Origin of the sequence: Bradyrhizobium sp. 139 (genome assembly GCF_023074175.1) — a bacterium.
Taxonomy (GTDB): domain Bacteria; phylum Pseudomonadota; class Alphaproteobacteria; order Rhizobiales; family Xanthobacteraceae; genus Bradyrhizobium.
Map to the genome: position 1 here is coordinate 1 of NZ_JADPKS010000080.1, position 22,429 is coordinate 22,429.

The window sequence follows — 22,429 nt, forward strand, 5'->3', positions numbered from 1 at the left end:
TCGGTCGCCCTCATGCAGTTGCGCTTCACTTCGCTCGTTGTGATCAACTCACGATGGGACTTTCACCCATAAGAGTGCACCCATGCTGGGCGCACCAAACAAAAGCCCCGGATCTGGCCCGGGGCTTTTTGACCGGAGATCGCGGCGTCAGACGTCGAGCAGGTCATCATTGGCAAACTCGGCCTTGTCCGAGATGAACGCGAAGCGCGCCTCGGCCTTGGTGCCCATCAGCCGCTCTACCGAATCTGCCGTGGTGTCGCGGTCGTCGGCGAGCAGGACCACCTTCAGCATGGTCCGCTTGGCCGGATCCATGGTGGTCTCCTTGAGTTGCGCCGGCATCATCTCACCGAGGCCTTTGAAGCGATTCACCTCGACCTTGGCGTTGGCGTTGAACTCGCTCTTGATCAGCGCCTCTTTGTGCGCGTCGTCGCGGGCGTAGACCGATTTGGTGCCGTTGGTCAGCTTGTAGAGCGGCGGCACGGCGAGGAAGAGGTGCCCCTCATCGATCAGCCGCGGCATCTGCCGGTAGAAGAAGGTGATGAGAAGCGAAGCGATGTGGGCGCCGTCAACGTCGGCGTCGGTCATGATGATGATGCGCTGATAGCGCAGATCCTCTTCGCGGTAGTGCAAAAGCTGGCCGCAGCCGATCGCCTGCACAAGGTCGGAGAGCTGGGCGTTCGCCGTCAGCTTGTCCTTGCCGGCGGAAGCGACGTTGAGGATCTTGCCGCGCAGCGGCAGCACGGCCTGGGTCTTGCGGTCGCGCGCCTGCTTGGCGCTGCCACCGGCCGAATCGCCCTCGACGATGAAGAGCTCGGAGCCTTCGGTGCCGGCATCGGTGCAGTCGGCGAGCTTGCCGGGCAGGCGCAGCTTCTTGCCGGCGGTCTTGCGCGCGGTCTCCTTTTCCTGGCGACGGCGCAGCCGCTCCTCGGCGCGGTCGATCACGAAGTCGAGCAGCCTGTTGGCCTGGTTCGGATTGCCGGAGAGCCAGTGGTCGAACGGATCCTTCATCGCCTGCTCGACGATGCGCTGGGCTTCGGCGGTGGCGAGCCGATCCTTGGTCTGGCCCTGGAATTCCGGCTCGCGCACGAACACCGAGAGCATCACGGCGGCGCCCACCATCACGTCTTCCGATGTAATGGATGACGCGCGCTTGCCCTGACCGACGCGCTCGGCGTGATCCTTCAGCCCGCGCAGCAGGGCGCTGCGCAAGCCGGCTTCGTGCGTACCGCCATCGGGCGTCGGCACGGTGTTGGTGTAGGAGGACAGGAAGCCGTCGGCATCCGCGGTCCAGGCGACTGCCCATTCGCAGGCGCCATGCGCGCCGTTGCGGCCCGATTTGCCGGAGAAGAGGTCGGGATGCACCAGCGTGTCGGCGTGGATCGCAGCGGCCAGATAATCCTTGAGGCCGCCGGGGAAGTGGAACGTCGCTTGCGCCGGCACGTCCTCAATGCCCTTGAGCAGCTCGGGCGCGCAATTCCAGCGGATCTCGACGCCGCCGAACAGATAGGCCTTCGAGCGCGTCATCTTGAACAGGCGCTGCGGCTTGAACGCGGCCTTGGCGCCGAAGATGTCGGTGTCGGGCTTGAACCGCACGCGGGTGCCGCGGCGGTTGTTGACCTTGCCGAGATCCTCGAGCTTGCCCTTCGGGTGCCCGCGCTCGAACGTCATGCGGTAGAGTTTCTGGCTGCGCGCGACTTCGACCTCAAGCAGCGAGGAGAGGGCGTTCACCACGGAGATGCCGACGCCGTGCAGACCGCCGGAGGTCTCGTAGACCTTGGAGTCGAACTTGCCGCCCGAATGCAGCGTGCACATGATGACTTCGAGCGCCGACTTCTTCGGGAATTTCGGATGCGGATCAATCGGAATGCCGCGGCCGTTGTCGATGACGGTCAGAAAGCCGTCCGCACTCAAATCGACGCCGATGAAGGTGGCATGTCCCGCCAGCGCCTCGTCCATCGAATTGTCGATGACTTCGGCGAAGAGGTGATGCAGCGCCTTCTCGTCGGTGCCGCCGATATACATGCCGGGCCGGCGCCGCACCGGTTCCAGGCCTTCGAGCACCTCGATATCGGCCGCGGTGTAGTCGGCTTCGGCGCCGCTCCCACGCGACGCCGCCTTGGCGGGCGCGCGAGACTTCGGCTCATCGCCGCCGAAAAAGTCGCCTTTTGTTTTTGGCTTCAATTGCTTGGACATGTATCTTGATGTGTTTTGAGGGTCGCGCAAGCGGCGAATCGGTTAAGCCGACTATGCCACGGCTGGCCTGCAAAGGTCACCGCAGGTCGGCCGGGCGGGCGTGGGTGAGAGCCAATGCCGGCGATTTTACGCCGCGGGCCCATCAATTCCTGGCAATTTGACGCCGGTGTCTCGATTGGGCCGGGCTTTGTGACTTGATGTCACACAAGCCCTTGGCTTACCAGTCTTTTCATCTGACAGGGACCGTGACGGGGCGGGAAGGCAATCTGGAATGGAGCAGTATGCGCACGCACTCGCCGACTTCGTGCGTGCTCACCAGGCCTGGGCGGCCCCGATCGTGTTCGTGCTGGCCTTCGGGGAGTCGCTCGCCTTCATCTCGCTGCTGATCCCGGCCTGGGGCGCGCTGGTGGCGATCGGCGCGCTGATCGGGGCGAGCGGCATCAGCTTCTACCCGGTGTGGATCGCCGGCGGCATCGGCGCTGCGCTCGGCGACTGGGTCTCCTACTGGTTCGGCTACCGCTATAAGGAACAGGTTGCGCAGATGTGGCCGCTTTCGCGTTATCCGGAATTGCTGCCCAAGGGCGAGGCTTTCGTGCAGAGCTGGGGCGTGCCCAGCATCTTCATCGGTCGCTTCTTCGGCCCCTTGCGTGCCTCGGTGCCGCTCGCGGCCGGCATCTTCGAGATGCCCTATTGGAGATTTCAGGCGGCCAATTTCGTCTCGGCGCTGGTCTGGTCCGCGGCGCTGCTTCTGTTCGGCGACGTGATCGCGAAGGCCATGGAATGGATCTGGCGCGTCATCTGACGCCCGCACCTTGACGGGAACCGCGCTTGGCCTTATAGCCGCGCGCCATGATCAACGCCGCGACCATCCTGTTCGCCCGTCGCCGCCGCCGCTCTTTAGCGGTTTGGGCGGTCGATCGCGTTTGAGATCATCGTCTTTGCCGCTGGATCCGATCCGCGGCATTCTCTCTCCTGTCAGCGCGATCTGATCCGGCGGCCACCAAAGAGGCCCAGCAGGAGACCACGATGTACACGCCACCTTTTTTCAAGCAGGACCGCGCCGCGAGCCTGAAATTCGCAGAAGAGCGCGGCTTCGGCACGATGTGCGCGTTCGACGGTCACAAGCCGGTCGCCTCGCCGCTGCCGTTCTACCTGACCTATGCCGCTGATGGCACGCCGCAGGCCGCCTTTCATGTTGCCCGTCACAATCCGCTGCTAAAGCTGGCGGATGGCTCGGCGTCCTGGCTGCTCGCGGTCAACGGCCCCGATGCCTATGTATCGCCGGACTGGTACGTCTCGCCGGATCAGGTGCCGACCTGGCTCTACCAGTCGGTGCATCTGAGCGGGCCGGTGCGGCTCCTGTCGGACCACGAGCTGGCGGTGCAGATCGACACGCTCAGCGAGAAGTTCGAGAGCTGGCTGTTGCCGAAGACGCCGTGGACCTCGGCGAAAATGACCGCGGGCCGGTTCGAGACGATGAAGAAGGCGATCGTGGGCCTGGTCATGACGGTTGAAGACGTCGAAGGCAGCTTCAAGCTCAACCAGCACAAATCGGATGCCGACTATGCGGCGATCGCGACTGCGCTCGGTGCGCAAGCCCATGCCGACGCCAGGGAGATCGCGCAATTGATGCAGGACGTGAGGCCGGAAGCCTTCGCGGACGAAAGCAACAAGCTCGAAAGGAGCGTGCCATGAGCCTTTCTGAAACCAGCATCGCTGATACCAAGCAAGCACCGAGCAGCGGCGCCAAGACCAAGCCCGCCACCGTCTTCGTCGACGGCGGCTCCGGCACCACCGGGCTCGGCATCAACGAGCGGCTGAAGCTCCAGAGCGATGTCGCGGTGAAGACGATTGCCGAAGACAAGCGCAAGGATCCCGCGGCCAAGAAGGCGCTGATGGAGGAGGTCGACCTCGTCATCCTCTGCCTGCCTGACGATGCCGCCAAGGAAACAGTGGCGCTGGTCGACAGCATGGGTGCTTCGGCGCCGAAAGTGCTGGACGCTTCCACCGCGTACCGGGTCGCGCCCGACTGGGCCTATGGTTTTCCGGAACTGACGCCGGACCAGGCCGCCAAGATCAAGGCCGCAAAGAAGGTCTCCAATCCCGGCTGCTATCCGACCGGCGCGATCGCGCTGTTGCGGCCGATCGTCGATGCTGGTCTGTTGCCTCCCGACTATCCCGTCACGGTCAATGCAGTGAGCGGCTATTCGGGCGGCGGCAAGTCGATGATCGCGAGCTTTGAAGACGGCAGCGCGCCGTCCTTCGAGCTCTATGGACTCGGCTTCGAGCACAAGCACCTGCCGGAGATGCAGCTCTATTCGAACCTGACGCGGCGGCCGATCTTCATTCCGTCGGTCGGCAACTACCGGCAAGGCATGCTGGTCTCGGTGCCGCTCCAGCTCGACACGCTGCCGGGCAAGCCCAGCGGTGCCGATCTCCAGGCCGCTCTGGCCAAGCGCTATGCCGGCTCGAAATACGTCTCGGTGATGCCGCTTCAGAACGAGGCGACCAAGGCCGGCCGGATCGAGCCGGAGGCGCTTAACGAAACCAATATGCTCGAGCTTTATGTGTTCGCCAGCGACAAATATCACCAGGCGGTGCTGGTCGCGAGGCTGGACAATCTCGGCAAGGGCGCCTCGGGTGCGGCCGTGCAGAACATGCGGCTGATGCTAGCCGACAAATAGCTGATCGGGCGTTGCTCGCGAGGTCAGCCCGGTGGACGAAGTGACGCCGCAACTTTCTGCCCCGGCAATCAAATGGCGTCTGAAAGGAACCTGTGATGAGCTCGAAGAAAATCGCCATTCTCGGCGCCTCCGGTTACACCGGCGCCGATGCGGTGCGCCTGTTGGCGCGGCATCCGAATGCCGAGATCATCGCGCTCACGGCCAACACCCACGCCGGCAAGTCGATGGGCGATGTGTTTCCGCATTTCTTCATGCTGGACCTACCGAAACTCGTGGAATGGGAAAAGGTCGACTGGGGCACGCTCGATGCGGTGTTCTGCGGATTGCCGCACGGCACCACGCAGGAAATCATCGCCGCGGTCATCAAGGCAAATCCCAGAATCAAGGTCCTCGACATGTCCGCCGATTTCAGGCTGCGGGACAAGAACACCTATGCGCAATGGTACGGCCATGAGCACCGGGCGCTCGAACTCCAGGGCGAAGCGATCTATGGCCTGACCGAATTCTATCGCGAGAAGATCACGTCGGCCCGGCTGGTCGCCTGTCCCGGCTGCTATCCCACGGCGGCGCTGCTCGCGTTGGTGCCGCTTGCGAAAGCCAAATTGATCCACGTCGACGACATCGTCATCGACGCGAAATCGGGCGTCACCGGCGCCGGCCGCGGGCTGAAACAGAACACGTTGTTCAGCGAGGCGGGCGAGGGGTTGTCGCCCTATTCGGTCGGCACCCACCGGCACGCGCCCGAGATCGAGCAGGAGATCGGCGTCGCCGCTGGTTCCGCGGTGACGATCAACTTCACGCCGCATCTTGTTGCGATGGCGCGCGGCGAACTCTGCACGTCCTACGTCAAGCTCAACGGCGCGACGCCCGACGATCTGCGAACCGCGCTGGAGCAGGCTTATGCCGACGAGCCCTTCGTGCATGTCGCCAGGAAAGGCGTGCTGCCGCAGACCCAGAATGTGCGCGGCTCCAACTATGTGCAGATCGGCGTCGTCGCCGACCGCATCAAGAACCGCGCGATCGTGATTTCCACGCTCGACAATCTGGTGAAGGGGTCGGCCGGGCAGGCGATCCAGAACATGAACCTGATGTTCGGGCTGCCCGAGACGGCGGGGCTGGAGCAGATCGCTCTGTTTCCATGACACGGGGTACCGCGGTGGACGAAGCGAACTTGCAATTCTACCGCGGCCATGCCGAGGCCCTGTGCCCGGCTGGGCGAAGGCTCCCTCGACGCGGCTGCCGGGCTTTCTCACCCTGCTGCCGCCCGGTGGCTCGATCCTCGAACTGAGCTGTGGCGCCGGCCATCATTCGGCGATGATGCTCGCCGAAAGTTTTTCGGTGCGCGCGACCGACGGCTCACCTGATAGGGCCGAGATCGCGTCGCGACGGCTTGGTCGACTCCCGCCGACATGCTGCATCTCGATGTTCGCAAGACCCCGCTGGCAAAACGTTACGCCGGCTCAAAATACGTCTCGGTGATGCCGCTCCAGAACGAGGCGACCAAGGGCGGCAAGCTCGAGCCGGAAGCGCTCAACGAGACCAACATGCTCGAGCTCTACGTCTTCGCCAGCGACAAGTACCATCAGGCGGTGCTGGTCGCGCGCCTCGACAACCTCGGCAAGGGCGCGTCCGGTGCGGCCGTGCAGAACATGCGGCTGATGCCGGGATTGCCGGAGGAGTAGTAGGGCACGGTCGTGCCCCGGACGCAGCGCGGTGCTTCTTCAACGGTGCGCTGCAGAGCCGGGGCCCATTCTTCTTGCTTCGCCTGTGGCTTTCTGTGTCCCGGCTCGCGCTTCGCGCGTCCGGGACACGAGACCTCAGTACTTCGCGATGATCGGGCCGCCGAACCTGTAGTTGATACGGGCGGTGATCAAGTCGACGTCCTGGCCGATGCGGTCGGTACGTGAGAACGTGCCAACGGGCGCCAGCACGCCGTTGGCCGTCAGGGTAACGTCGCGCCGGCCCATGAACAGATGGTCGTATTCGAGGCCGACCGACCAGTTCGGCGCAAAACCGTATTCGAAGCCGACGCCGACCGTGCCGCCCCAGCGGGTCTCGTCGGCGCCATCGAACTCGGCCCCGGCCAGACCGCCCGTACCGATGCCGCGGTAGCGATGGCGGGTGACGGCGGCGCCGCCCTTCACGTAAAGCAGTGCGTTGTTCCAGGCGTAGCCGACCTGGCCGGTGAAGAGACCGAAGGCGTCGACGCGGGTGCGGTTCGCAACGCCGAACACGGTGCTGGCATTCTGGCCGGAAAGGTCCGCCCAGTCGCCCTGCGCTTCGAGACCGAATACGAAGGCGCTGCTCTGCCAGCGATAGCCGATCTGGCCGCCGGCAACGGCGCCCGTCGCATCATGGCACCCTTCTGCAACGCCAGGTGCGAAGCCGATCGTCTGGTCCCAGCACTTGTGCGACGAGCCATAGCCGCCGTTGGCGCCAATATAGAAACCGCTCCAGTCATAGATCGCGGCGATCATCGGCGGCGCCTTGGTGTAGGGGCGGGCGGCGAGATCGGCTGCATTGGCCTGGCTAGCGACGGCTGCGAACGAGATCGCGCCGAGCGCGGATGCAATCTTCCAGTTCATGTTTGCCCCGAATCAATCAATTGCGATGTGCGAATATACCTCTGGATGCATGACAAAGAGTATCAGCCACGCCGTGCGCTGGCGGATTTTGCCGTACCGTCATCTTTCGGCAACACCAGCATCCGCGAGGTAGCTTTCGGGTGTCTCAACCCCTGGCTGCAATTCACCAGCGCTCCGTCGCGGAGGAGCTACGCGACGATCCATTCGAGCAAGGCGTTCTGCACGTGCAGCAGATGGGCTTTCGCGCGCGGCTCTGGCAGGCGGGATGTGACATCACGTCGGCGGGCAGGACAGGGAAGGGAAACGACTCGGGAGGGCATCTGTCGAGGAGCGATGCCGATCGGCAGCGCCGCACTTTCCTGCTGTGCCTTGTCCGAGGCGTGCGCTCAAACCACCTTGAAGATCGCCAGCGCCAGCACGGCTTGCGCGAGGAAGCCGACGGTGAAGGCCAGCGTGCGGAATACCGGGATTCCCATGGCGTAGACGATCAGGTGCGCGACGCGCGACCAGAAATAGACGGCGCAGGCGAGCACGGTCCATTTGGTGGAATAGTCGATCGCGTTCAGGATCAGCACCAGTGGCGCGAAGAGCACGAGGTTCTCGACCGCGTTGTCATGCGCGAACATCAGGCGGTTCGCCCATTCCGACTGCGGCTTGTCGGCGCGCGAGGGATTGGCCATCGCGCCGCCGAGACCGCGAACCTGGCAGCGGTTGATAGTGTAGGGAATCCAGAGGATTCCGGTCAGGATCACCGTCAAGGTCAGCCAGAACAATTCACGCGTCATAACCCGGTCCCCTCTGTCATCGCTGTGTTGAAAGAAAGATTACACAAGCGCGCAAGATTGCGCCATGCGCAAGGAAGTCCCGCTACGCGCGAATCCTGACATAGCTGCCCGGCGCGTCCTCGATTGGGGGGAACGCTTCGCTGCCGACGCTGCGCGCCGGGACTTCCTCGGGATCGAGCCCACCCAGCCATTCGCGCCAGTCCGGCCACCACGAGCCCTTGTGCTCCACCGCGCCCTTCATCCACTCGACGACGTTGATGTCCTTGACGTTGTCGTTGGTCCAGTACTGGTACTTGTTCGAGGCGGGCGGGTTGACGACGCCGGCGATGTGGCCCGAGCCGGACAACACGTATTTCACTGGGCCGCCGAAGAATTGCGAGCCGTACAGCACCGATTCCGCCGGCGCGATGTGGTCCTCGCGCGTGGCGAGGTTGTAGACGGGCACCATGACCTTGGAGAGGTCGAGCAGCGTGTTGTCGAGCACCATCGTGCCCGTCGACAGGCGGTTCTCCAGATAGCAATTGCGCAGATAATAGGAATGGTTCGACGCGGTCATGCGCGTGGCATCCGAATTCCAGTGCAAGAGGTCGAACGCGCTCGGCTGCTGGCCCTTGAGGTAATTGCTGACGACGTAGGACCAGATCAAATCGTTGGAGCGCAGCATGTTGAAGGCCATCGCCATCTTGGAGCCTTCGAGAACGCCGGCGGCCTTCATCTCCTGCTCGAGGGCTGCGATCTGCTCCTCGTCGACGAACACCAGCAGATCGCCGGCATGGGTAAAGTCGACCTGTGCCGCGAAGAACGTCGCCGACGACACGCGCTGGCGGCGCTTCTCGGCGAGCCAGGCCAGCGTGGTCGCGAGCATCGTGCCGCCGACGCAATAGCCGGCGGTGTGCACCTTCATCTCGCCGGTGATCTTCTCGATCACGTCCATCGCCGTGAGCAGGCCTTCCTTCATGTAGTCTTCCCAGCTCTTGTTGCCGAGCCGCTTGTCGGGATTGACCCATGAGATCACGAACACGGTGATGCCCTGGTCGACGCACCATTTGATGTAGGATTTCTCCGGCTTGAGATCGAGGATGTAGAACTTGTTGATCCAGGGCGGCACGATCAGCAGCGGCGTGCGCAGCACCATCTCTGTCGTCGGCGAATATTGGATCAGCTGCATCATCTCGTTCTGGTAGATCACCTTGCCCGGCGTCGTCGCCATGTTGACGCCGACGACGAGATTGTCCGGGTTGGACTGGCGGATCTTCAGCATGCCCTTGCCGGCGGCGATGTCCTCGGCCAGCATCCTCAGGCCGCGCGCGAGGTTCTCGCCGCTGCTGGCGACGGTCTCGCGCAGTACCTCCGGATTGGTCAGCACGAAGTTCGACGGCGACAGCGCGTTGGTGACCTGCTGGATGTAGAACTCGGCCTTGCGGCGGGTCTGCGGATCGAGCCCGTCGGCGTCACGCACCAACTCCTGCGCCCATTTGGTCGTGAGCAGATAGAGCTGCATCACGAAATCGAAGAACTGGTTCGACTTCCATTCCGGATCGGCAAAGCGCTTGTCGCGCGGCGAGGGCGCGATCGCGGGCGGGGCGTCCTGGCCGGCCATGCGCCGCGCCGCCGAGCCCCAGAGATCGAGATAATCCTTGGCGAGCTTGGTCTGCAGATCCGACGCGCGGGACGTATCCGACAGCCAGTATTCGGCGACGGACGTGAAGGTCTTGATCACTTCCGTAAGCTCGGCCGGCGGGCGATCCTGAACCTCGCCGCTTTCGCGTGGCTTCAGATACGCGGCCAGCGCCTTGCCGCCGCTCTCCATCGCCCGCGCGACATTCATCGCGAAGGCTTCCGCATTGAACTTCGTCTCGGATTTGGGCGTGTCGGTAGTGGCCATACTCATGAGCAGAACAGTAACGATTCATTCTGTATTCGTCACCGCGAAGCTCGCATGTTTGGCGTTAAACAAGCTCCAACATGTGCTGCACTGCGACAAAGCTTCTTGGTTTTGTCACAATCAGGGCGCACCCCTCCGGTCAGTGGGCCTTGGATGTTTTCTCGCTCGTACCATTTGTGGGCAGCAATGGTTTGAGCTTGGGCAGGTTGTCGGGCTAGTCTCCGGCGGCTTGCATTGGGACGAGTAGGGGATTTCCCCGGGTGTTGGCGTTGAAGGACCTGCAAAGGAAGCTGCCGATCTGCGGCGCGCTGCTGATGGCGGTGCTTGCCCTGAGCGGCTGTTCGAGCCAGCTTGCGGATATGACACCCGCAGATGCGCAAGCGCATTCCAGGGAGCCAGGGACCTACCTGCCCGTGCACGACCTCCCGCCGGATCGCGATCAAGCGGTCATCCCGCCGGACCAGCGCGCTAAGATCGAGGCCGAGCTTGCCGCCGCGCGCGACCGCCAGGCCGCTGCCGCCAAGGACGCGAAATGAGGCGCTGCAAGGTAATCGCTGGCGCCCCCGTCTTGCCGTGCTAAAAGACCACGGTTCAGCCGAGAGTCAGGGCGAAGGTGCTCAGCCTCTGTCGCCGAAAATCGCTACAAGTATTTGATTTTTAGTGGTTTTCGCGAAAGGGGCGGCCGCCGTTTCCGATTGGCGTCATCGCCTTTCGATTCCGTCCTGACCGGTTGCCCGGAGTCCAGAGAGCCATGGAAGAGTTTTACCGCATCCGCCGCCTTCCGCCTTACGTGTTCGAGCAGGTCAACCGGGCCAAGGCGGCCGCGCGGAATGCCGGCGCCGACATTATCGACCTCGGCATGGGCAATCCGGACCTGCCGGCGCCAGCGCATGTGCTGGAGAAGCTGAAGGAGACGCTGGGCAAGCCGCGCACCGACCGCTACTCGGCCTCCCGCGGCATCCCCGGGCTGCGCCGGGCCCAGGCTGGCTATTACGCCCGCCGCTTCGGCGTGAAGCTCAATCCCGACACTCAGGTGGTTGCGACACTCGGTTCGAAGGAGGGCTTTGCCAACGTGGCGCAGGCGATCACCGCGCCCGGCGACGTCATCCTCTGCCCGAACCCGAGCTATCCGATTCACGCCTTCGGCTTCTTGATGGCGGGCGGCGTGATCCGCTCGGTGCCCTCGGAGCCGACGCCGCAGTTCTTCGAGGCGGTGGAGCGGGCGATCGTGCATTCGATTCCGAAGCCGCTCGCGCTGGTCGTCTGCTATCCCTCGAATCCGACCGCCTATGTCGCGAGCCTCGACTTCTACAGAGATCTCGTCGCGTTCGCGAAAAAGCACGAGATTCTGATCCTGTCCGATCTCGCTTATGCCGAGGTCTATTTCGACGAGAGCAATCCTCCGCCCTCGGTGCTCCAGGTGCCCGGCGCGATCGACGTCGCCGTCGAGTTCACCTCGATGTCGAAGACCTATTCGATGGCCGGCTGGCGCATGGGCTTTGCGGTCGGCAATGAGCGCGTGATCGCGGCGCTTGCCCGCGTCAAATCCTATCTCGACTACGGCGCCTTCACGCCGGTGCAGGTCGCCGCGACCGCCGCGCTGAATGGCCCCGACGATTGCATCAAGGAGATGCGCGACACCTACCGCAAGCGCCGTGATGCGCTGGTGGAGTCGTTCGGCCGCGCCGGCTGGGAGATCCCGCCGCCGGAAGCCTCGATGTTCGCCTGGGTGCCGCTGCCGGAGGCCTTCCGCAGCGTCGGCAGCATGCAGTTCGCAACCCTGATGGTGGAGAAATCCGGCGTCGCGGTCTCGCCCGGCGTCGGCTTCGGCGAGCACGGTGAAGGATATGTCCGCATCGCCATGGTGGAAAACGAGCAACGGATCAGGCAGGCCGCGCGGGGCGTGCGCCGCTTCCTTGAAAGCGGCATCGAAACGTTGCACAACGTCGTTCCGCTCGCCAATCGGCGCTAAGTTTCTCTTCGGCAGGTTTTCCAAAGCATCATGGTTGCACCCCTGAAAGTGGGCATAGCGGGGCTCGGCACCGTGGGCGCCGAAGTTGTCCGTTTGATCGAGACCCAGGCCCGCGTGCTCTCGGGCCGCAGCGGCCGCGGCATTCGCGTCGTCGCCGTCACCGCGCGCTCGAAGGCAAAGAAGCGCGGCGTCGATCTGCGCGGCGTCGAATGGGCCAGGGATCCCATGGCACTGGCCACGCATCCCGGCATCGACTGCTTCGTCGAGCTGATGGGCGGCGCCGGTGATCCCGCACTCTCTGCGGTCGAGGCGGCGCTGAATGCCGGTAAATCCGTCGTCACTGCCAACAAGGCACTGCTCGCCAAGCACGGCCTGAAGCTTGGCAAAGCCGCTGAAAAGCACGGCGGTGCGCTGAATTTCGAGGCAGCCGTCGGCGCCGCGATCCCCGTCATCAAAACGTTACGCGAGGGTCTTGCCGGAACCGGTATCAACCGCGTCTACGGTATCCTCAACGGCACCTGCAATTACATCCTGACCCGAATGGAGCAGGAGGGTCTGTCGTTTGCCGAATGCCTCAAGGATGCGCAGCGGCTCGGCTATGCCGAGGCCAATCCGTCCTTCGACGTCGATGGCCACGACACCGCGCAAAAACTTGCCATTCTCGCCAGCCTCGCTTTCGGCACAAAAGTTGCTCAAAGCGCTGTGTATGTCGAAGGCATCTCCTCCATTGCGCCGGAAGATCTCCGTGCCGCTGACGATCTCGGTTACCGGCTCAAGCTGCTCGGTGTTGCGGTTCGCACCGCCACGGGCATCGAGCAGCGCGTGCATCCGACCATGGTTCCAAAATCCTCCTCGATCGCGCAGGTGATGGGTGTCACCAATGCGGTCACGATTGATGGCGAGGGCATCCCTCCGATCACGCTGGTCGGCCCCGGCGCGGGCGGAGCTGCGACCGCATCCGCCGTGGTCGCCGACATCGCCGACGTCGCGCGCGGCATCCGCGCCAATCCGTTCGGCCGGCCGATCTCGCATCTGCGCGACACCAAGAAGGCGCCGATGGAGCGGCACGAGGGCGGCTATTACATCCGTCTGCTGGCGCGCGATTTTCCAGGCACTGCGGCGGCAATCGCGACCCGGCTTGCGGAACAGAAGATTTCGATCGAGTCGATCGTGCAGCGTCATCCCAATGGCGGCGCTGCGCCGGCGAACGGCAAGGCGGTGCCCGTGCCCGTCATCCTGATCACCTATGCCACGCATGAGGACGCCGTGCGCCGCGCGCTCGCCGCCGTGCAGCGCGACAAAGTGATCAGCGGACGGCCGCAGGTGATCCGGATCGAGAAGAACTGAGGCGGTTGTTCGTTCGAACGAACCGAGGGCGTTGCGAGTTGTTGCGGGCAGAGACTTCTGTCCCGAACTGTTTGAAGGAGTGAGCCGATGTCGACCCATATTTCAGTCCCGCCGCACGCGTTGCTCGAGCGCATCCTTACGCTGGAGATTGTGCGGGTGACGGAGCGGGCGGCGGTGTCGTCAGCGCGGCTGCGCGGGCACGGCAATGAGAAGGCGGCCGACCAGGCCGCAGTGGACGCGATGCGGCGCGAGCTGAACAAGCTGCCGATCGAGGGCACCATCGTGATCGGCGAGGGCGAGCGCGACGAGGCGCCGATGCTGTTCATCGGCGAGAAGGTCGGCATGAACGCCGGCCCGCAGGTCGACATCGCGGTCGATCCGCTCGAAGGCACCACGCTGTGCGCCAAGAACATGCCGGGCTCGATCGCCACCATGGCGATGGCCGACGGCGGCACGCTGCTGCATGCGCCCGACGTCTACATGCAGAAGCTCGCGATCGGCCCCGGCTACGCCAAGGGCGTCGTCGAACTGGATGCCACGCCGGCGGAAAACGTCCGCCGTCTCGCCAAGGCCAAGGGTGTTCAGCCTGACGGCATCACCGTGCTCGTGCTCGACCGTCCGCGCCATGCCAGCATCATCGATAGCGTGCGCTCGACCGGCGCGGCCGTGCGCCTGATCACCGACGGCGACGTCGCCGGCGTGATCCACTGCGCCGATCCTGACAATACCGGCGTCGACATGTATATCGGCACCGGCGGCGCGCCGGAGGGCGTGCTCGCCGCCGTGGCGTTGCGCTGCATCGGCGGCCAGATGCAGTGCCGCCTGATCCTCGATTCCGACGAGAAGCGCGAGCGCGCCGCCAAGATGGGCGTCAACGATCCCAATATGATCTATGGCATCGAGGACATGGCGCGCGGCGACTGTCTGTTCGCCGCCACCGGCGTCACCACGGGCTCGCTGCTCTCGGGCGTCAAGTTCCGCAAGGACGGCGTAATCGAGACCGAGACGGTCGTGATGCGTTCGGTCACCGGCACCGTGCGCTACATCAAGGCCGAGCATCGCGAACTGGCGAAGTTCCATTTGGACTAGGCAACCAACGCACAGCCGTCATTTCGGGGCGCGACAAAGTCGCGAGCCCGGAATCCATAACCACCGGTCGGGAGTATGGATTCCGGCCTGGCCCTTCGGGCCATCCCGGAATGACGAAGAGAGGAGTCGCACATGTCCGATCTCTCCACCGTCAAAGCGCTCGTCTTCGACGTGTTCGGCACGGTCGTCGACTGGCGCACCAGCCTGATCACCGATTTCATGTGGTGGAGCAGGCAGCGCGGCATCACCGCCGATTGGACCGCTTTGGTCGACGGCTGGCGCGGCATGTACATGGCCTCGATGGACGACGTGCGCAAACATCCCGAGCGCGGCTATGTCATGCTCGATGATCTGCACCGCCGCTCCCTGGACAAGCTGGTCGCGCAATTTTCGATCAAGGGCCTGACCGAAGCCGATCTCGATCACCTCACCAGGGGCTGGCACCGCCTGCATCCCTGGCCCGACAGTGTCGCGGGCCTCACACGGCTGAAGTCGAAATTCGTGATCTCGCCGCTGTCGAACGGCAACGTCGCGCTGCTCACCAACATGGCGAAGTTCGCTGGGCTGCCGTGGGACCTCATCATGTCGGCCGAATTGTTCGAGCATTACAAGCCCGATCCCGAGACCTATCTCGGCGCCGCGCGGTTGCTTGGCCTCAAGCCGGAGCAGGTGATGATGGTCGCCGCCCACAACGGCGATCTCGCGGCCGCGCAGAAGAACGGGCTGAAGACGGCGTTCGTGGCGCGGCCGACGGAGTACGGGCCGTTGCAGAAGGTGGATTTCGAAGCCACCGGCAACTGGGACATCGTCGCCAAGGATTTTGGCGGGATCGCCGACAGGCTGGGGTGCTAATCGCTCTCACGGCAATGCCGACGGCAATTGCGGCGTGGTGTCCACAACAGCGGATCTCCTCGAGAAATCCGCCCACCAGTCGCTGAGCCTGCGGTGCTCCTGAAGAAGCGTGTTTCCTTCAGGGGCCAGTACGAAGTAGCCAATCATCGGCGCCAGATGGATATCGGCGAGTGATGGTTGGTTGCCGCAGAGGTATTGGCCCTCGCCGGCGACCTGCTCCAATGCTGAGAGGATCCTCGGCGCCGCTTCGAGACCTTTTCGAAACTCGCTCTCGTCTGCCGGCAATCCCATGCGCGGCCTGAAAACTCCGTGAGAGAAGACTTGCCTCACCAGTGGCCAGTAAGCGTAGCTGTCCACGATTGATATGATCTGATTGCAACGCGCCCGCTCTCTCGGCTCCGCCGGCTGAAGCTTGAGACCTTCAAACGCTTCATCCACGTAGCGCGTGATGGCGCCTGTTTCGTAGACGACGAACCCGGTGTGAACCAGCGCGGGCACGCGCCTGAAGGGATGCGTTGCAAGGTAGCTTGCAGGGATATTCTCACCGAAGGGGTTTACCTCGATCCAATCGTACGCCTTGCCCTTCTCGTGGAGGGCCAGTCGGGCGATCCAGGAATAGACGCTGTATCGGTAACCATGCAGCTCGATCGCCATGAAGCGCGCTTCCAGGATATTTCCCGGCGCCAGGACCGGCGCAGTCACGTGCAAACCCCTGTCGCGGAGCCGAAGAGCGGGCATCATTCGGCCCGGGCGGCACGAGTGCCACCCGGACCTGTTCCGACAAACTACAAATTCATCTGCATCGGTTCGGCATAGTAATGAAAGCCCTCGCCGGCTTTGGCGACATGGCCGTAGCCCGGCCAGGCAAAGTGATAGGACATCACCGGCGTCTTGTTGGCCGCAAGCATCGTGAGCAGCTTCACGCGCGACTCGGCCGCCTGTTTCGGGTCGGTGTCGTAGGAGAATTCCATCCGCGGCCGTTCCAGCAGCAGCACGGAATGGTGCGAGAGATCGCCGAGGAAGGCAAACGACTTGCCCGCCGACGAGACCATGAAGATGGTATGGCCGACGGTATGACCGGGCGCCGCGATCGCCTGCACGCCCGGCAGGAATTCCTGGCCATCCTTGAAGAACACGATCCGGTCCCGCACCGGCAGCAGGTTCTTGCGGGCGTGGACCACGAAGTCCTTGGCTGCGCTGCCGAGCTTGCCTTCATCGGTCCAGAAGTCGAAATCGGTCTGGGAGATGTAGATCTGCGCGTTCGGAAACAGCGGCTTGCCGCCGTCGTCCACGATGCCCCCGATGTGGTCGATATGGGCATGCGAGCACACCACGGCATCGATGTCTGCCGGCTTGATGCCGGCCTCGGTCATGCTCTTCTGCTGCCGGCCGGTGGTGGCGCCGAACATTTTGGAGCTGCCCATGCCGGTATCGAACAGGATGAGCTTGTCGCCTGTGTTCACGATCGGCGAGTTCTGCTCAAGCACGACGTTGTCCGGCGACAGGAAATTGTCGGCGAGCATCTTCTTTACCTCTTCCTTGGGGACGCCGGTGAACGTCCCGGAGGGATCGCCGAGCGGCAGCGGCCCGTCGGACACGACGGTGACCTCGGCATCGCCCAAGATGAAGCGGTGCCAGTAGGGCGTCTGGGTGCCTAGTTTGGGAGCCCTTGCCATCGCGCTGCTGCCGAGCATCGCGCTGGCGCCAAGGCCGGCCCCGAGAGCGAACAGGGACCGACGTGAGACATCGATTGTCATGCGTTTCCTCCGTTTCTTGTCTTGTGACCTGCGCGATTGTTCGCGCGTTATGTTCGGCCTGAGGCCGACAGCAAGATGCTGCGCCGGTTCAGACAAGCTAGCAAGTGGAATTGGTTTGGTGCTGATCGCGGCGTGTCGAAGTCGGCGCGCAATTCCGAGTGCACGCCAATGATTGTGTCACCATTGTGTCTGCTGACCGCTCGATACGAGACGCAGGAATCTCGACGCAGGAATCTCGATGTCAGGATGGCGTGCGCACGCCCAGCCGTTCGACGAAGCGCACGAGGTAGCCGTCCGGATCCTGGACGAGGAATTCACGCTGGCCGCATTCGAGCTCGCCGACCCGGTACCAGGCTTCATGCGGCAGCTCGTAGAGCGGCCAATTGGCGTCGCCGAGAGCGGTCAGCATCGGATCGATGCGATCGACGACCATCTGAAAATTGACGCCGCGTCCGAACGGACGCTGCATCTCGGCCGTCTCCCAGCGTCCGTTCAATTGGCACAGCATCACCTGCAAACGCCCTTTGACGAGATACGCAAATCGCGCATCGGGGCGATCATAAGCGACCTCAAAGCCGAGCAAGTCTCGCCAGAACGACAGGCTGGCTTGAATGCTGGAAACGCTGAGTTCGGGAACGAGATCGGCAAAACCGTCTTTCGGCGCGCTTCCCGTGCTGTCGGAGGCCGCACGAGCAACGGGGTCCGAGGGCAGCGGTTCGTTCATTGCGACTGCGCCTGACCTTATGATTGATCCTCGAGGCCGTTATTGCAGCGAAGCAGCGCGAAGGCCAGAAGCAGAATGGGTTGAACTGATGCTCGCCGGGCACGCCGTCTCACGCGATCCGCAGCGCGGGGTCGTTTCCTTCCGTTTCGGCAAAGCCCGCCTGCAAGACCTCTTCGCGCTTATGGCGCAGATGCGCACGCAGGATGTGGGAGAGGCCGGCGCCATCGCGCCGCTGGAGCGCGTTCAAAATCGCCTCATGCTCCTTCACGGCGAACGCCCAGCGCTGCGGCGTCATCGGCGTGACATAGCGCGCGCGCCGGATGCGCGCGGTCACGGAGGCATAGAGCCCCGCAAGCGCGGGATTTCCGGCCGCGGTGACGATGGCCTCGTGGATGGCGCGATTGCCGCGGTAGTACTGGATCAGGTCGCCCTCGCGATAATGCTGCACCATGTCCGCATGCGCTGCGGCGACCGCGTCGATCTCGGCGTCGCTGATGCGCTCGCAGGCGAGTTCGCCGGCGAGTGCCTCGAGACCCTGGCAGACCTCGAACAGGTCGCGCATGTCCTTGTCGGTCAGTTTTGCGGCGCGCGAGCCGCGATGAGGCAAGAGCTGCACGAGCCCTTCGGCGGCGAGCACCTTGAGCGCTTCGCGCAGCGGGGTGCGCGAGATCTGGAGCCGGTCGCACAGCTCGCGCTCGGGAATCCGCGCGCCCGGCGGGATCTCACCGTCGAGCAGGATGGTTCGGATGCGGCCGACGACCTCCTCATGAAGCATGGATCAAGCTCTATTTTGCATGCAAAAAGTAAATTAATAGACGTGTGAAAGCAAGTTATAGCTTGAAAATTTAAATTTTTGCATTCAAAAATGCAAAAAACAGAGGATGTGAGGAAATGGACCAGGCCGTAACGGCGGAAGACCTCGTTTTCGAGATTGAGGACGGCATCGGGCGGATCACCTTCAACCGCCCGCAGGCCCGCAATGCCTTCACCTTCGCCATGTACGAGCGGCTCGCCGCGATTTGCACGGAGGCCAACGACGATCCTTCGCTCAAGGTGCTGGTGCTTCGCGGGGCTGGCGACAAGGCGTTCGCCTCAGGCACCGACATCAACCAGTTCCGCGAATTCAAGACGCCGCAGGATGCGATCGACTACGAGAACCGGATCGATCGGGTGCTCACCACACTCGAGCAGTGCCGGGTGCCGACCATCGCGGCGATCAACGGGTTCTGCACCGGGGGCGGGGCGGGCATTGCCGCGGCCTGCGATCTGCGCATCGGCACGAAGAGCGCCAAAATCGGATTCCCCATCGCCCGGACGCTCGGCAACTGCCTGTCGATGTCCAATGTCAGCCGCCTCACCGCACTGATCGGCGCCGCCCGCGTCAAGGACTTGATCTTCACCGCGCGTCTCATTGATGCCACCGAGGCCGCGAGCGTCGGACTGCTCGGCGAGGTCGTCGAGGATCTCCCAGCACTTGACCTGCGCGCCGACGAACTCGCCCGGCTGCTGGCCGGTCACGCGCCGCTGACACTGACCGCAACCAAGCAGGCGGTCGCCCGCCTGCAGAAGCGGCTGACGCGGGACGAGGGCGAAGACCTCGTTCTGATGTGCTACACGAGCCAGGATTTTCGCGAAGGGCTCGATGCTTTCCTCAACAAGCGCGCGCCGCAATGGCGCGGTCAATAGGACAGGCCGATGCAAAGCGATCGATCGCAACCCACCTCCCGCCATTTGGGACCGCTCGCCGGTCTCAAGGTCGTCGATCTCACCCATGTCATGGCGGGGCCGACCTGCACCCTGATGCTCGCCGACATGGGCGCCGACGTCATCAAGATCGAGAAGTCGCCGAACGGCGACGACACCCGCCATTCGGTGCCGCCGAAGATCGGTGACGAGGCAGCCTCCTTCCTGATGATGAACCGCAACAAGCGCGGCATCGTGCTCGATCTGAAGACCGACGGCGGCAAGCAGGTGTTGCGGCGGCTGATCGCGGACGCCGACGTGCTGGTCGAGAATTTTGCGCCGGGCGCCATGGAGCGCCTCGGCTTCGGCTATGAAGAGCTGCACCAGCAGCATCCAATGCTGATCTACTGCTCGCTGTCGGGCTTCGGCCGCACCGGCCCGTACAAGCACCGCCGCGGTTTTGACCTCGTCGCGCAGGCGATGAGCGGCATCATGAGCTTCACCGGCGAACGCCCCGATGGTCCGCCTGTGAAATGCGGTCCGCCGCTGTCCGACATCACGGCCGGCCTGCTCGCGAGCATGGGCATTCTCGCGGCCTATACGCACCGCCTCAAGACCGGTGAAGGCCAGTGGGTCGAGACCTCGCTCTATGAGGCGGCCCTCGTGCAGACCTATTGGCAATCGACGATCGCGCTGGCCGCGGGTACCGCACCGCGCGCGATGGGCTCGGCCCATCCGCTCAACGCGCCCTATCAGGCATTCGAGGCCTCGGACGGCTGGCTGGTGGTCGGCGGCGCCAACAAGAAGCATTGGCTGTTGATGCTGGAGGCGCTCGGTGCAACCGAGCTTGCCGCCGATCCCCGCTTCGTTACCGGCGCCGACCGCATGGCCTACCTGAAGGAGCTCGAAGCGGTCCTGAGCACGCGCTTCCGCACCCAGTCACGGGCGCATTGGCTCGCGGCGCTGGACGACAAGGGCGTGCCGTGCGGACCCGTGCACGACATGCTGGAGGCGCTGAGCGATCCACAGACGCTGGCACGCGAGATGGTCGTCGAGGTCGAGCACTCCACACTCGGTCCCGTGAAGACGATCGGCCTTCCCGTCAAGTTTTCGGAGACCCCAGGCAAAGTGCGCACCGGCGCGCCGGTCTACGGTGAGCACACCCGCGAGGTGCTCAGCGAGCACGGGTTCAACGAGCAGGAAATCGAGGCCTTCGAGAAGCAGGGCGCAATCGTTTCGGCATCAGGGAGGCGCGAGGAACGCGTCGCCTGACGTGGCCACGACAGACACACGACAGACACAAGCCCAACAAAACAATCAAAATCATCTGGAGGGAACTATGGGTCGCACGTCAACATTTCTGCTGTCCGCAGCCGCGGTTGTGGTCGCCGGCACGATGCCGGCGCTTGCGGCCTGGCAACCGCAAAAACCGATCGAGTTCGTGGCAACGGCCGGGCCGGGCGGCGGCACCGACAATATTGCCCGCGCGGTGCAGAACATCATCACCAAGTACAAGCTGACGGACCAGCCGATCGTCGTCGTTAACAAGGCCGGCGGCAGCGGCGCGGAGGGCTATGTCTATGGCAAGGCCTCCGCGGGCGATCCCTACAAGGTGATCTTCGGCACCTCGAATGCCTGGCAGCAGCCGCTCGTCTCCAAAGTCGCCTTCAACTACACCGACCTCACCCCGATCGCGGCGTTGGCGCAGGATGAATTCCTGCTCTGGGTCAAGCAGGACTCGCCTTACAAGACGGCGGGCGACTATCTGAAGGCGGCCGCATCGGGCGAGTTCAAGATGGGTGGGGCGCAGTCCAAGGACACCGACGAGGTGCTGACCCGCATGATCGAGAAGGCCGGTCACATCAAGCTGACCTATATCCCCTTCAAGAGCGGCGCCGAGACCGCCGTGCAGCTCGCCGGCGGACACCTCGACTCCCACGTCAACAATCCCAGCGAAAGTCTCGGGCAATGGCGCGGTGGAACGCAGCGCCCGCTGTGTGTTTTCAGCCCGAAGCGGCTGCCGCAGGGCGCCAAGGTCACCGCGACCGAAGGCTGGAGCGACGTTCCGACCTGTGTCGAGCAGGGGCTCGATATCGCGCAATATGAGCAGCCGCGCACGGTATGGCTGCCCGGCAAGGTCACGCCGGACCAGGCTGCGTTCTACGTCGACCTCATGAAGAAGGTGCAGGCGACGCCCGAATGGAAGGATTACATCGAGAAGTCCTCGCAGATCGACACATTCCTGACCGGCGCCGAGTTCGACAAGTTCATCAAGGAGGATCTCGAGCACCTCAAGCAGGTTGCGAGCGAGCAGGGCTGGCTGGTCAAGTGAGCCGGCGCTGCCAGGCCATGACTTCCTGTTATCTCGCGCCAGGCTGGAGCCGCTGATGATATCGCGCCGCGCTCTCGAACTAGCGACCGCCGTTCTCACCGGCAGCTTCGGTGTCGCTGTTGTCGTCTCGAGCCTCGACAACGGTATTGGGTGGTCGAGTGCGGGCGTGGATTCCGGGACGTTCCCGTTCCTGACCGGAATCATCATCGTTCTCGGCAGCCTCTACAATCTGGTGCGGGGCATCCTGCCGGTCGCGACGCTGGCAAACATTCCTGTCGCAGTTACGCCCACCGAGATGCGCCGGCTCGCCGGTCTGTTCGTGCCGGCCGTGATTTTCGTGGCCGCAATCCCGCTGCTCGGGATGTATCTCGCCGCGGCCCTCTACATTTTCGCCGTGCTCGCGATCCCGATGCATCAATCCGTGCTTCGTTCGCTCGCTACGGCGGCTGCAACAGCGCTCGCGCTCTATTTCGTTTTCGAGCGCATGTTCCAGGTGTCGCTGCCACACGGCGCGCTCGCCGCCGCGTTCGGGTTCTGAGGA

Annotated in this window: 21 protein-coding genes and 1 pseudogene; 14 read left to right on the forward strand and 8 right to left on the reverse strand. The window is 63.7% G+C overall.

Annotated elements, in window-relative coordinates; translation table 11 throughout:
* Positions 1-147: 147 nt before the first annotated feature.
* Positions 148-2,193, reverse strand: a complete 2,046-nt coding sequence (gene parE, locus IVA80_RS19465; RefSeq protein ID WP_247433758.1) for a DNA topoisomerase IV subunit B — start codon at positions 2,191-2,193, stop codon at positions 148-150.
* Positions 2,194-2,464: 271 nt separating this feature from the next.
* Between parE and IVA80_RS19470 the strand changes: the two genes are divergently transcribed.
* The 5 genes and pseudogenes from IVA80_RS19470 to IVA80_RS19490 form a co-directional block, all read left to right on the forward strand.
* Positions 2,465-2,995 (forward strand): DedA family protein, encoded by a 531-nt coding sequence (locus IVA80_RS19470; RefSeq protein ID WP_247433761.1) that lies wholly within the window; start codon positions 2,465-2,467, stop codon positions 2,993-2,995.
* A 224-nt stretch (positions 2,996-3,219) separates the two neighbouring features.
* A complete protein-coding gene (locus IVA80_RS19475; protein WP_247433766.1) occupies positions 3,220-3,888 on the forward strand; it encodes an FMN-binding negative transcriptional regulator in 669 nt (222 codons plus the stop codon).
* Positions 3,885-4,877 carry an N-acetyl-gamma-glutamyl-phosphate reductase gene (argC, locus tag IVA80_RS19480; protein ID WP_247433769.1) on the forward strand — a complete coding sequence of 331 codons (993 nt, stop codon included), beginning with the start codon at positions 3,885-3,887 and terminating at the stop codon, positions 4,875-4,877. Before IVA80_RS19475 ends, argC (IVA80_RS19480) begins: the two co-directional genes overlap by 4 nt.
* Before the next feature lie 95 nt (positions 4,878-4,972).
* Positions 4,973-6,019: an N-acetyl-gamma-glutamyl-phosphate reductase gene (gene argC / locus IVA80_RS19485; RefSeq protein WP_247433771.1), complete on the forward strand. Its 1,047-nt coding sequence runs from the start codon at positions 4,973-4,975 to the stop codon at positions 6,017-6,019.
* 297 nt (positions 6,020-6,316) lie between these two features.
* A pseudogene (locus tag IVA80_RS19490) lies at positions 6,317-6,559 on the forward strand (N-acetyl-gamma-glutamyl-phosphate reductase); the annotation flags it as partial.
* 135 nt (positions 6,560-6,694) lie between these two features.
* On the opposite strand, the gene IVA80_RS19495 reads toward IVA80_RS19490, so the two are convergent.
* From IVA80_RS19495 to phaC, 3 genes are all read right to left on the reverse strand, one after another.
* Complete coding sequence (locus IVA80_RS19495; protein ID WP_247433774.1) at positions 6,695-7,462, reverse strand: outer membrane beta-barrel protein; 768 nt, start codon at positions 7,460-7,462, stop codon at positions 6,695-6,697.
* Between the two features lie 386 nt (positions 7,463-7,848).
* Entirely contained in the window at positions 7,849-8,247 is a 399-nt protein-coding gene (locus tag IVA80_RS19500; RefSeq protein WP_247433777.1) for an MAPEG family protein, read from the reverse strand.
* A gap of 82 nt (positions 8,248-8,329) precedes the next feature.
* Complete coding sequence (phaC, locus tag IVA80_RS19505; RefSeq protein ID WP_247433780.1) at positions 8,330-10,138, reverse strand: class I poly(R)-hydroxyalkanoic acid synthase; 1,809 nt, start codon at positions 10,136-10,138, stop codon at positions 8,330-8,332.
* Positions 10,139-10,392: 254 nt separating this feature from the next.
* Here phaC and IVA80_RS19510 point away from each other — a divergent pair, with 254 nt between their 5' ends.
* The 5 genes from IVA80_RS19510 to IVA80_RS19530 all read left to right on the forward strand — a co-directional run bounded on the left by IVA80_RS19510 (position 10,393) and on the right by IVA80_RS19530 (position 15,392).
* Complete coding sequence (locus tag IVA80_RS19510; protein WP_247433783.1) at positions 10,393-10,668, forward strand: hypothetical protein; 276 nt, start codon at positions 10,393-10,395, stop codon at positions 10,666-10,668.
* Between the two features lie 215 nt (positions 10,669-10,883).
* Positions 10,884-12,104, forward strand: coding sequence for an LL-diaminopimelate aminotransferase (locus IVA80_RS19515; RefSeq protein WP_247433786.1), 1,221 nt, complete (start codon positions 10,884-10,886; stop codon positions 12,102-12,104).
* Positions 12,105-12,134: 30 nt separating this feature from the next.
* A complete protein-coding gene (locus IVA80_RS19520) occupies positions 12,135-13,451 on the forward strand; it encodes a homoserine dehydrogenase (RefSeq protein ID WP_247433789.1) in 1,317 nt (438 codons plus the stop codon).
* Between the two features lie 87 nt (positions 13,452-13,538).
* A complete protein-coding gene (gene glpX / locus IVA80_RS19525) occupies positions 13,539-14,540 on the forward strand; it encodes a class II fructose-bisphosphatase (protein ID WP_247433792.1) in 1,002 nt (333 codons plus the stop codon).
* A 132-nt stretch (positions 14,541-14,672) separates the two neighbouring features.
* Positions 14,673-15,392, forward strand: coding sequence for a haloacid dehalogenase type II (locus tag IVA80_RS19530; protein ID WP_247433795.1), 720 nt, complete (start codon positions 14,673-14,675; stop codon positions 15,390-15,392).
* Positions 15,393-15,398: 6 nt separating this feature from the next.
* Here IVA80_RS19530 and IVA80_RS19535 read toward each other — a convergent pair whose 3' ends face one another.
* The 4 genes from IVA80_RS19535 to IVA80_RS19550 form a co-directional block, all read right to left on the reverse strand.
* On the reverse strand, positions 15,399-16,094 hold the full coding sequence (locus IVA80_RS19535; RefSeq protein WP_247433798.1) for a glutathione S-transferase family protein: 696 nt from the start codon (positions 16,092-16,094) through the stop codon (positions 15,399-15,401).
* 83 nt (positions 16,095-16,177) lie between these two features.
* Positions 16,178-17,149, reverse strand: a complete 972-nt coding sequence (locus IVA80_RS19540; protein WP_247433801.1) for an MBL fold metallo-hydrolase — start codon at positions 17,147-17,149, stop codon at positions 16,178-16,180.
* Positions 17,150-17,390: 241 nt separating this feature from the next.
* A complete protein-coding gene (locus tag IVA80_RS19545) occupies positions 17,391-17,873 on the reverse strand; it encodes a VOC family protein (RefSeq protein WP_247433804.1) in 483 nt (160 codons plus the stop codon).
* 109 nt (positions 17,874-17,982) lie between these two features.
* Positions 17,983-18,648: a GntR family transcriptional regulator gene (locus IVA80_RS19550; protein WP_247433807.1), complete on the reverse strand. Its 666-nt coding sequence runs from the start codon at positions 18,646-18,648 to the stop codon at positions 17,983-17,985.
* A gap of 116 nt (positions 18,649-18,764) precedes the next feature.
* Between IVA80_RS19550 and IVA80_RS19555 the strand changes: the two genes are divergently transcribed.
* The 4 genes from IVA80_RS19555 to IVA80_RS19570 all read left to right on the forward strand — a co-directional run bounded on the left by IVA80_RS19555 (position 18,765) and on the right by IVA80_RS19570 (position 22,426).
* Complete coding sequence (locus IVA80_RS19555) at positions 18,765-19,559, forward strand: enoyl-CoA hydratase/isomerase family protein (RefSeq protein WP_247433812.1); 795 nt, start codon at positions 18,765-18,767, stop codon at positions 19,557-19,559.
* A gap of 9 nt (positions 19,560-19,568) precedes the next feature.
* Positions 19,569-20,828 (forward strand): CoA transferase, encoded by a 1,260-nt coding sequence (locus IVA80_RS19560; protein ID WP_247433814.1) that lies wholly within the window; start codon positions 19,569-19,571, stop codon positions 20,826-20,828.
* Between the two features lie 67 nt (positions 20,829-20,895).
* Entirely contained in the window at positions 20,896-21,888 is a 993-nt protein-coding gene (locus tag IVA80_RS19565; RefSeq protein WP_247433818.1) for a tripartite tricarboxylate transporter substrate binding protein, read from the forward strand.
* Between the two features lie 55 nt (positions 21,889-21,943).
* Positions 21,944-22,426: a tripartite tricarboxylate transporter TctB family protein gene (locus IVA80_RS19570; RefSeq protein ID WP_247433821.1), complete on the forward strand. Its 483-nt coding sequence runs from the start codon at positions 21,944-21,946 to the stop codon at positions 22,424-22,426.
* Positions 22,427-22,429: the final 3 nt, after the last annotated feature.

Excerpts from the sequence above, each read along its gene's own strand:
- parE (WP_247433758.1), bottom strand. The coding sequence starts at position 2,193 with ATGTCCAAGCAATTGAAGCCAAAAACAAAAGGCGACTTTTTCGGCGGC.
- IVA80_RS19470 (WP_247433761.1), top strand. The coding sequence starts at position 2,465 with ATGGAGCAGTATGCGCACGCACTCGCCGACTTCGTGCGTGCTCACCAG.
- IVA80_RS19475 (WP_247433766.1), top strand. The coding sequence starts at position 3,220 with ATGTACACGCCACCTTTTTTCAAGCAGGACCGCGCCGCGAGCCTGAAA.
- argC (WP_247433769.1), top strand. The coding sequence starts at position 3,885 with ATGAGCCTTTCTGAAACCAGCATCGCTGATACCAAGCAAGCACCGAGC.
- argC (WP_247433771.1), top strand. The coding sequence starts at position 4,973 with ATGAGCTCGAAGAAAATCGCCATTCTCGGCGCCTCCGGTTACACCGGC.
- IVA80_RS19495 (WP_247433774.1), bottom strand. The coding sequence starts at position 7,462 with ATGAACTGGAAGATTGCATCCGCGCTCGGCGCGATCTCGTTCGCAGCC.
- IVA80_RS19500 (WP_247433777.1), bottom strand. The coding sequence starts at position 8,247 with ATGACGCGTGAATTGTTCTGGCTGACCTTGACGGTGATCCTGACCGGA.
- phaC (WP_247433780.1), bottom strand. The coding sequence starts at position 10,138 with ATGAGTATGGCCACTACCGACACGCCCAAATCCGAGACGAAGTTCAAT.
- IVA80_RS19515 (WP_247433786.1), top strand. The coding sequence starts at position 10,884 with ATGGAAGAGTTTTACCGCATCCGCCGCCTTCCGCCTTACGTGTTCGAG.
- IVA80_RS19520 (WP_247433789.1), top strand. The coding sequence starts at position 12,135 with ATGGTTGCACCCCTGAAAGTGGGCATAGCGGGGCTCGGCACCGTGGGC.
- glpX (WP_247433792.1), top strand. The coding sequence starts at position 13,539 with ATGTCGACCCATATTTCAGTCCCGCCGCACGCGTTGCTCGAGCGCATC.
- IVA80_RS19530 (WP_247433795.1), top strand. The coding sequence starts at position 14,673 with ATGTCCGATCTCTCCACCGTCAAAGCGCTCGTCTTCGACGTGTTCGGC.
- IVA80_RS19540 (WP_247433801.1), bottom strand. The coding sequence starts at position 17,149 with ATGACAATCGATGTCTCACGTCGGTCCCTGTTCGCTCTCGGGGCCGGC.
- IVA80_RS19545 (WP_247433804.1), bottom strand. The coding sequence starts at position 17,873 with ATGAACGAACCGCTGCCCTCGGACCCCGTTGCTCGTGCGGCCTCCGAC.
- IVA80_RS19550 (WP_247433807.1), bottom strand. The coding sequence starts at position 18,648 with ATGCTTCATGAGGAGGTCGTCGGCCGCATCCGAACCATCCTGCTCGAC.
- IVA80_RS19555 (WP_247433812.1), top strand. The coding sequence starts at position 18,765 with ATGGACCAGGCCGTAACGGCGGAAGACCTCGTTTTCGAGATTGAGGAC.
- IVA80_RS19560 (WP_247433814.1), top strand. The coding sequence starts at position 19,569 with ATGCAAAGCGATCGATCGCAACCCACCTCCCGCCATTTGGGACCGCTC.
- IVA80_RS19565 (WP_247433818.1), top strand. The coding sequence starts at position 20,896 with ATGGGTCGCACGTCAACATTTCTGCTGTCCGCAGCCGCGGTTGTGGTC.
- IVA80_RS19570 (WP_247433821.1), top strand. The coding sequence starts at position 21,944 with ATGATATCGCGCCGCGCTCTCGAACTAGCGACCGCCGTTCTCACCGGC.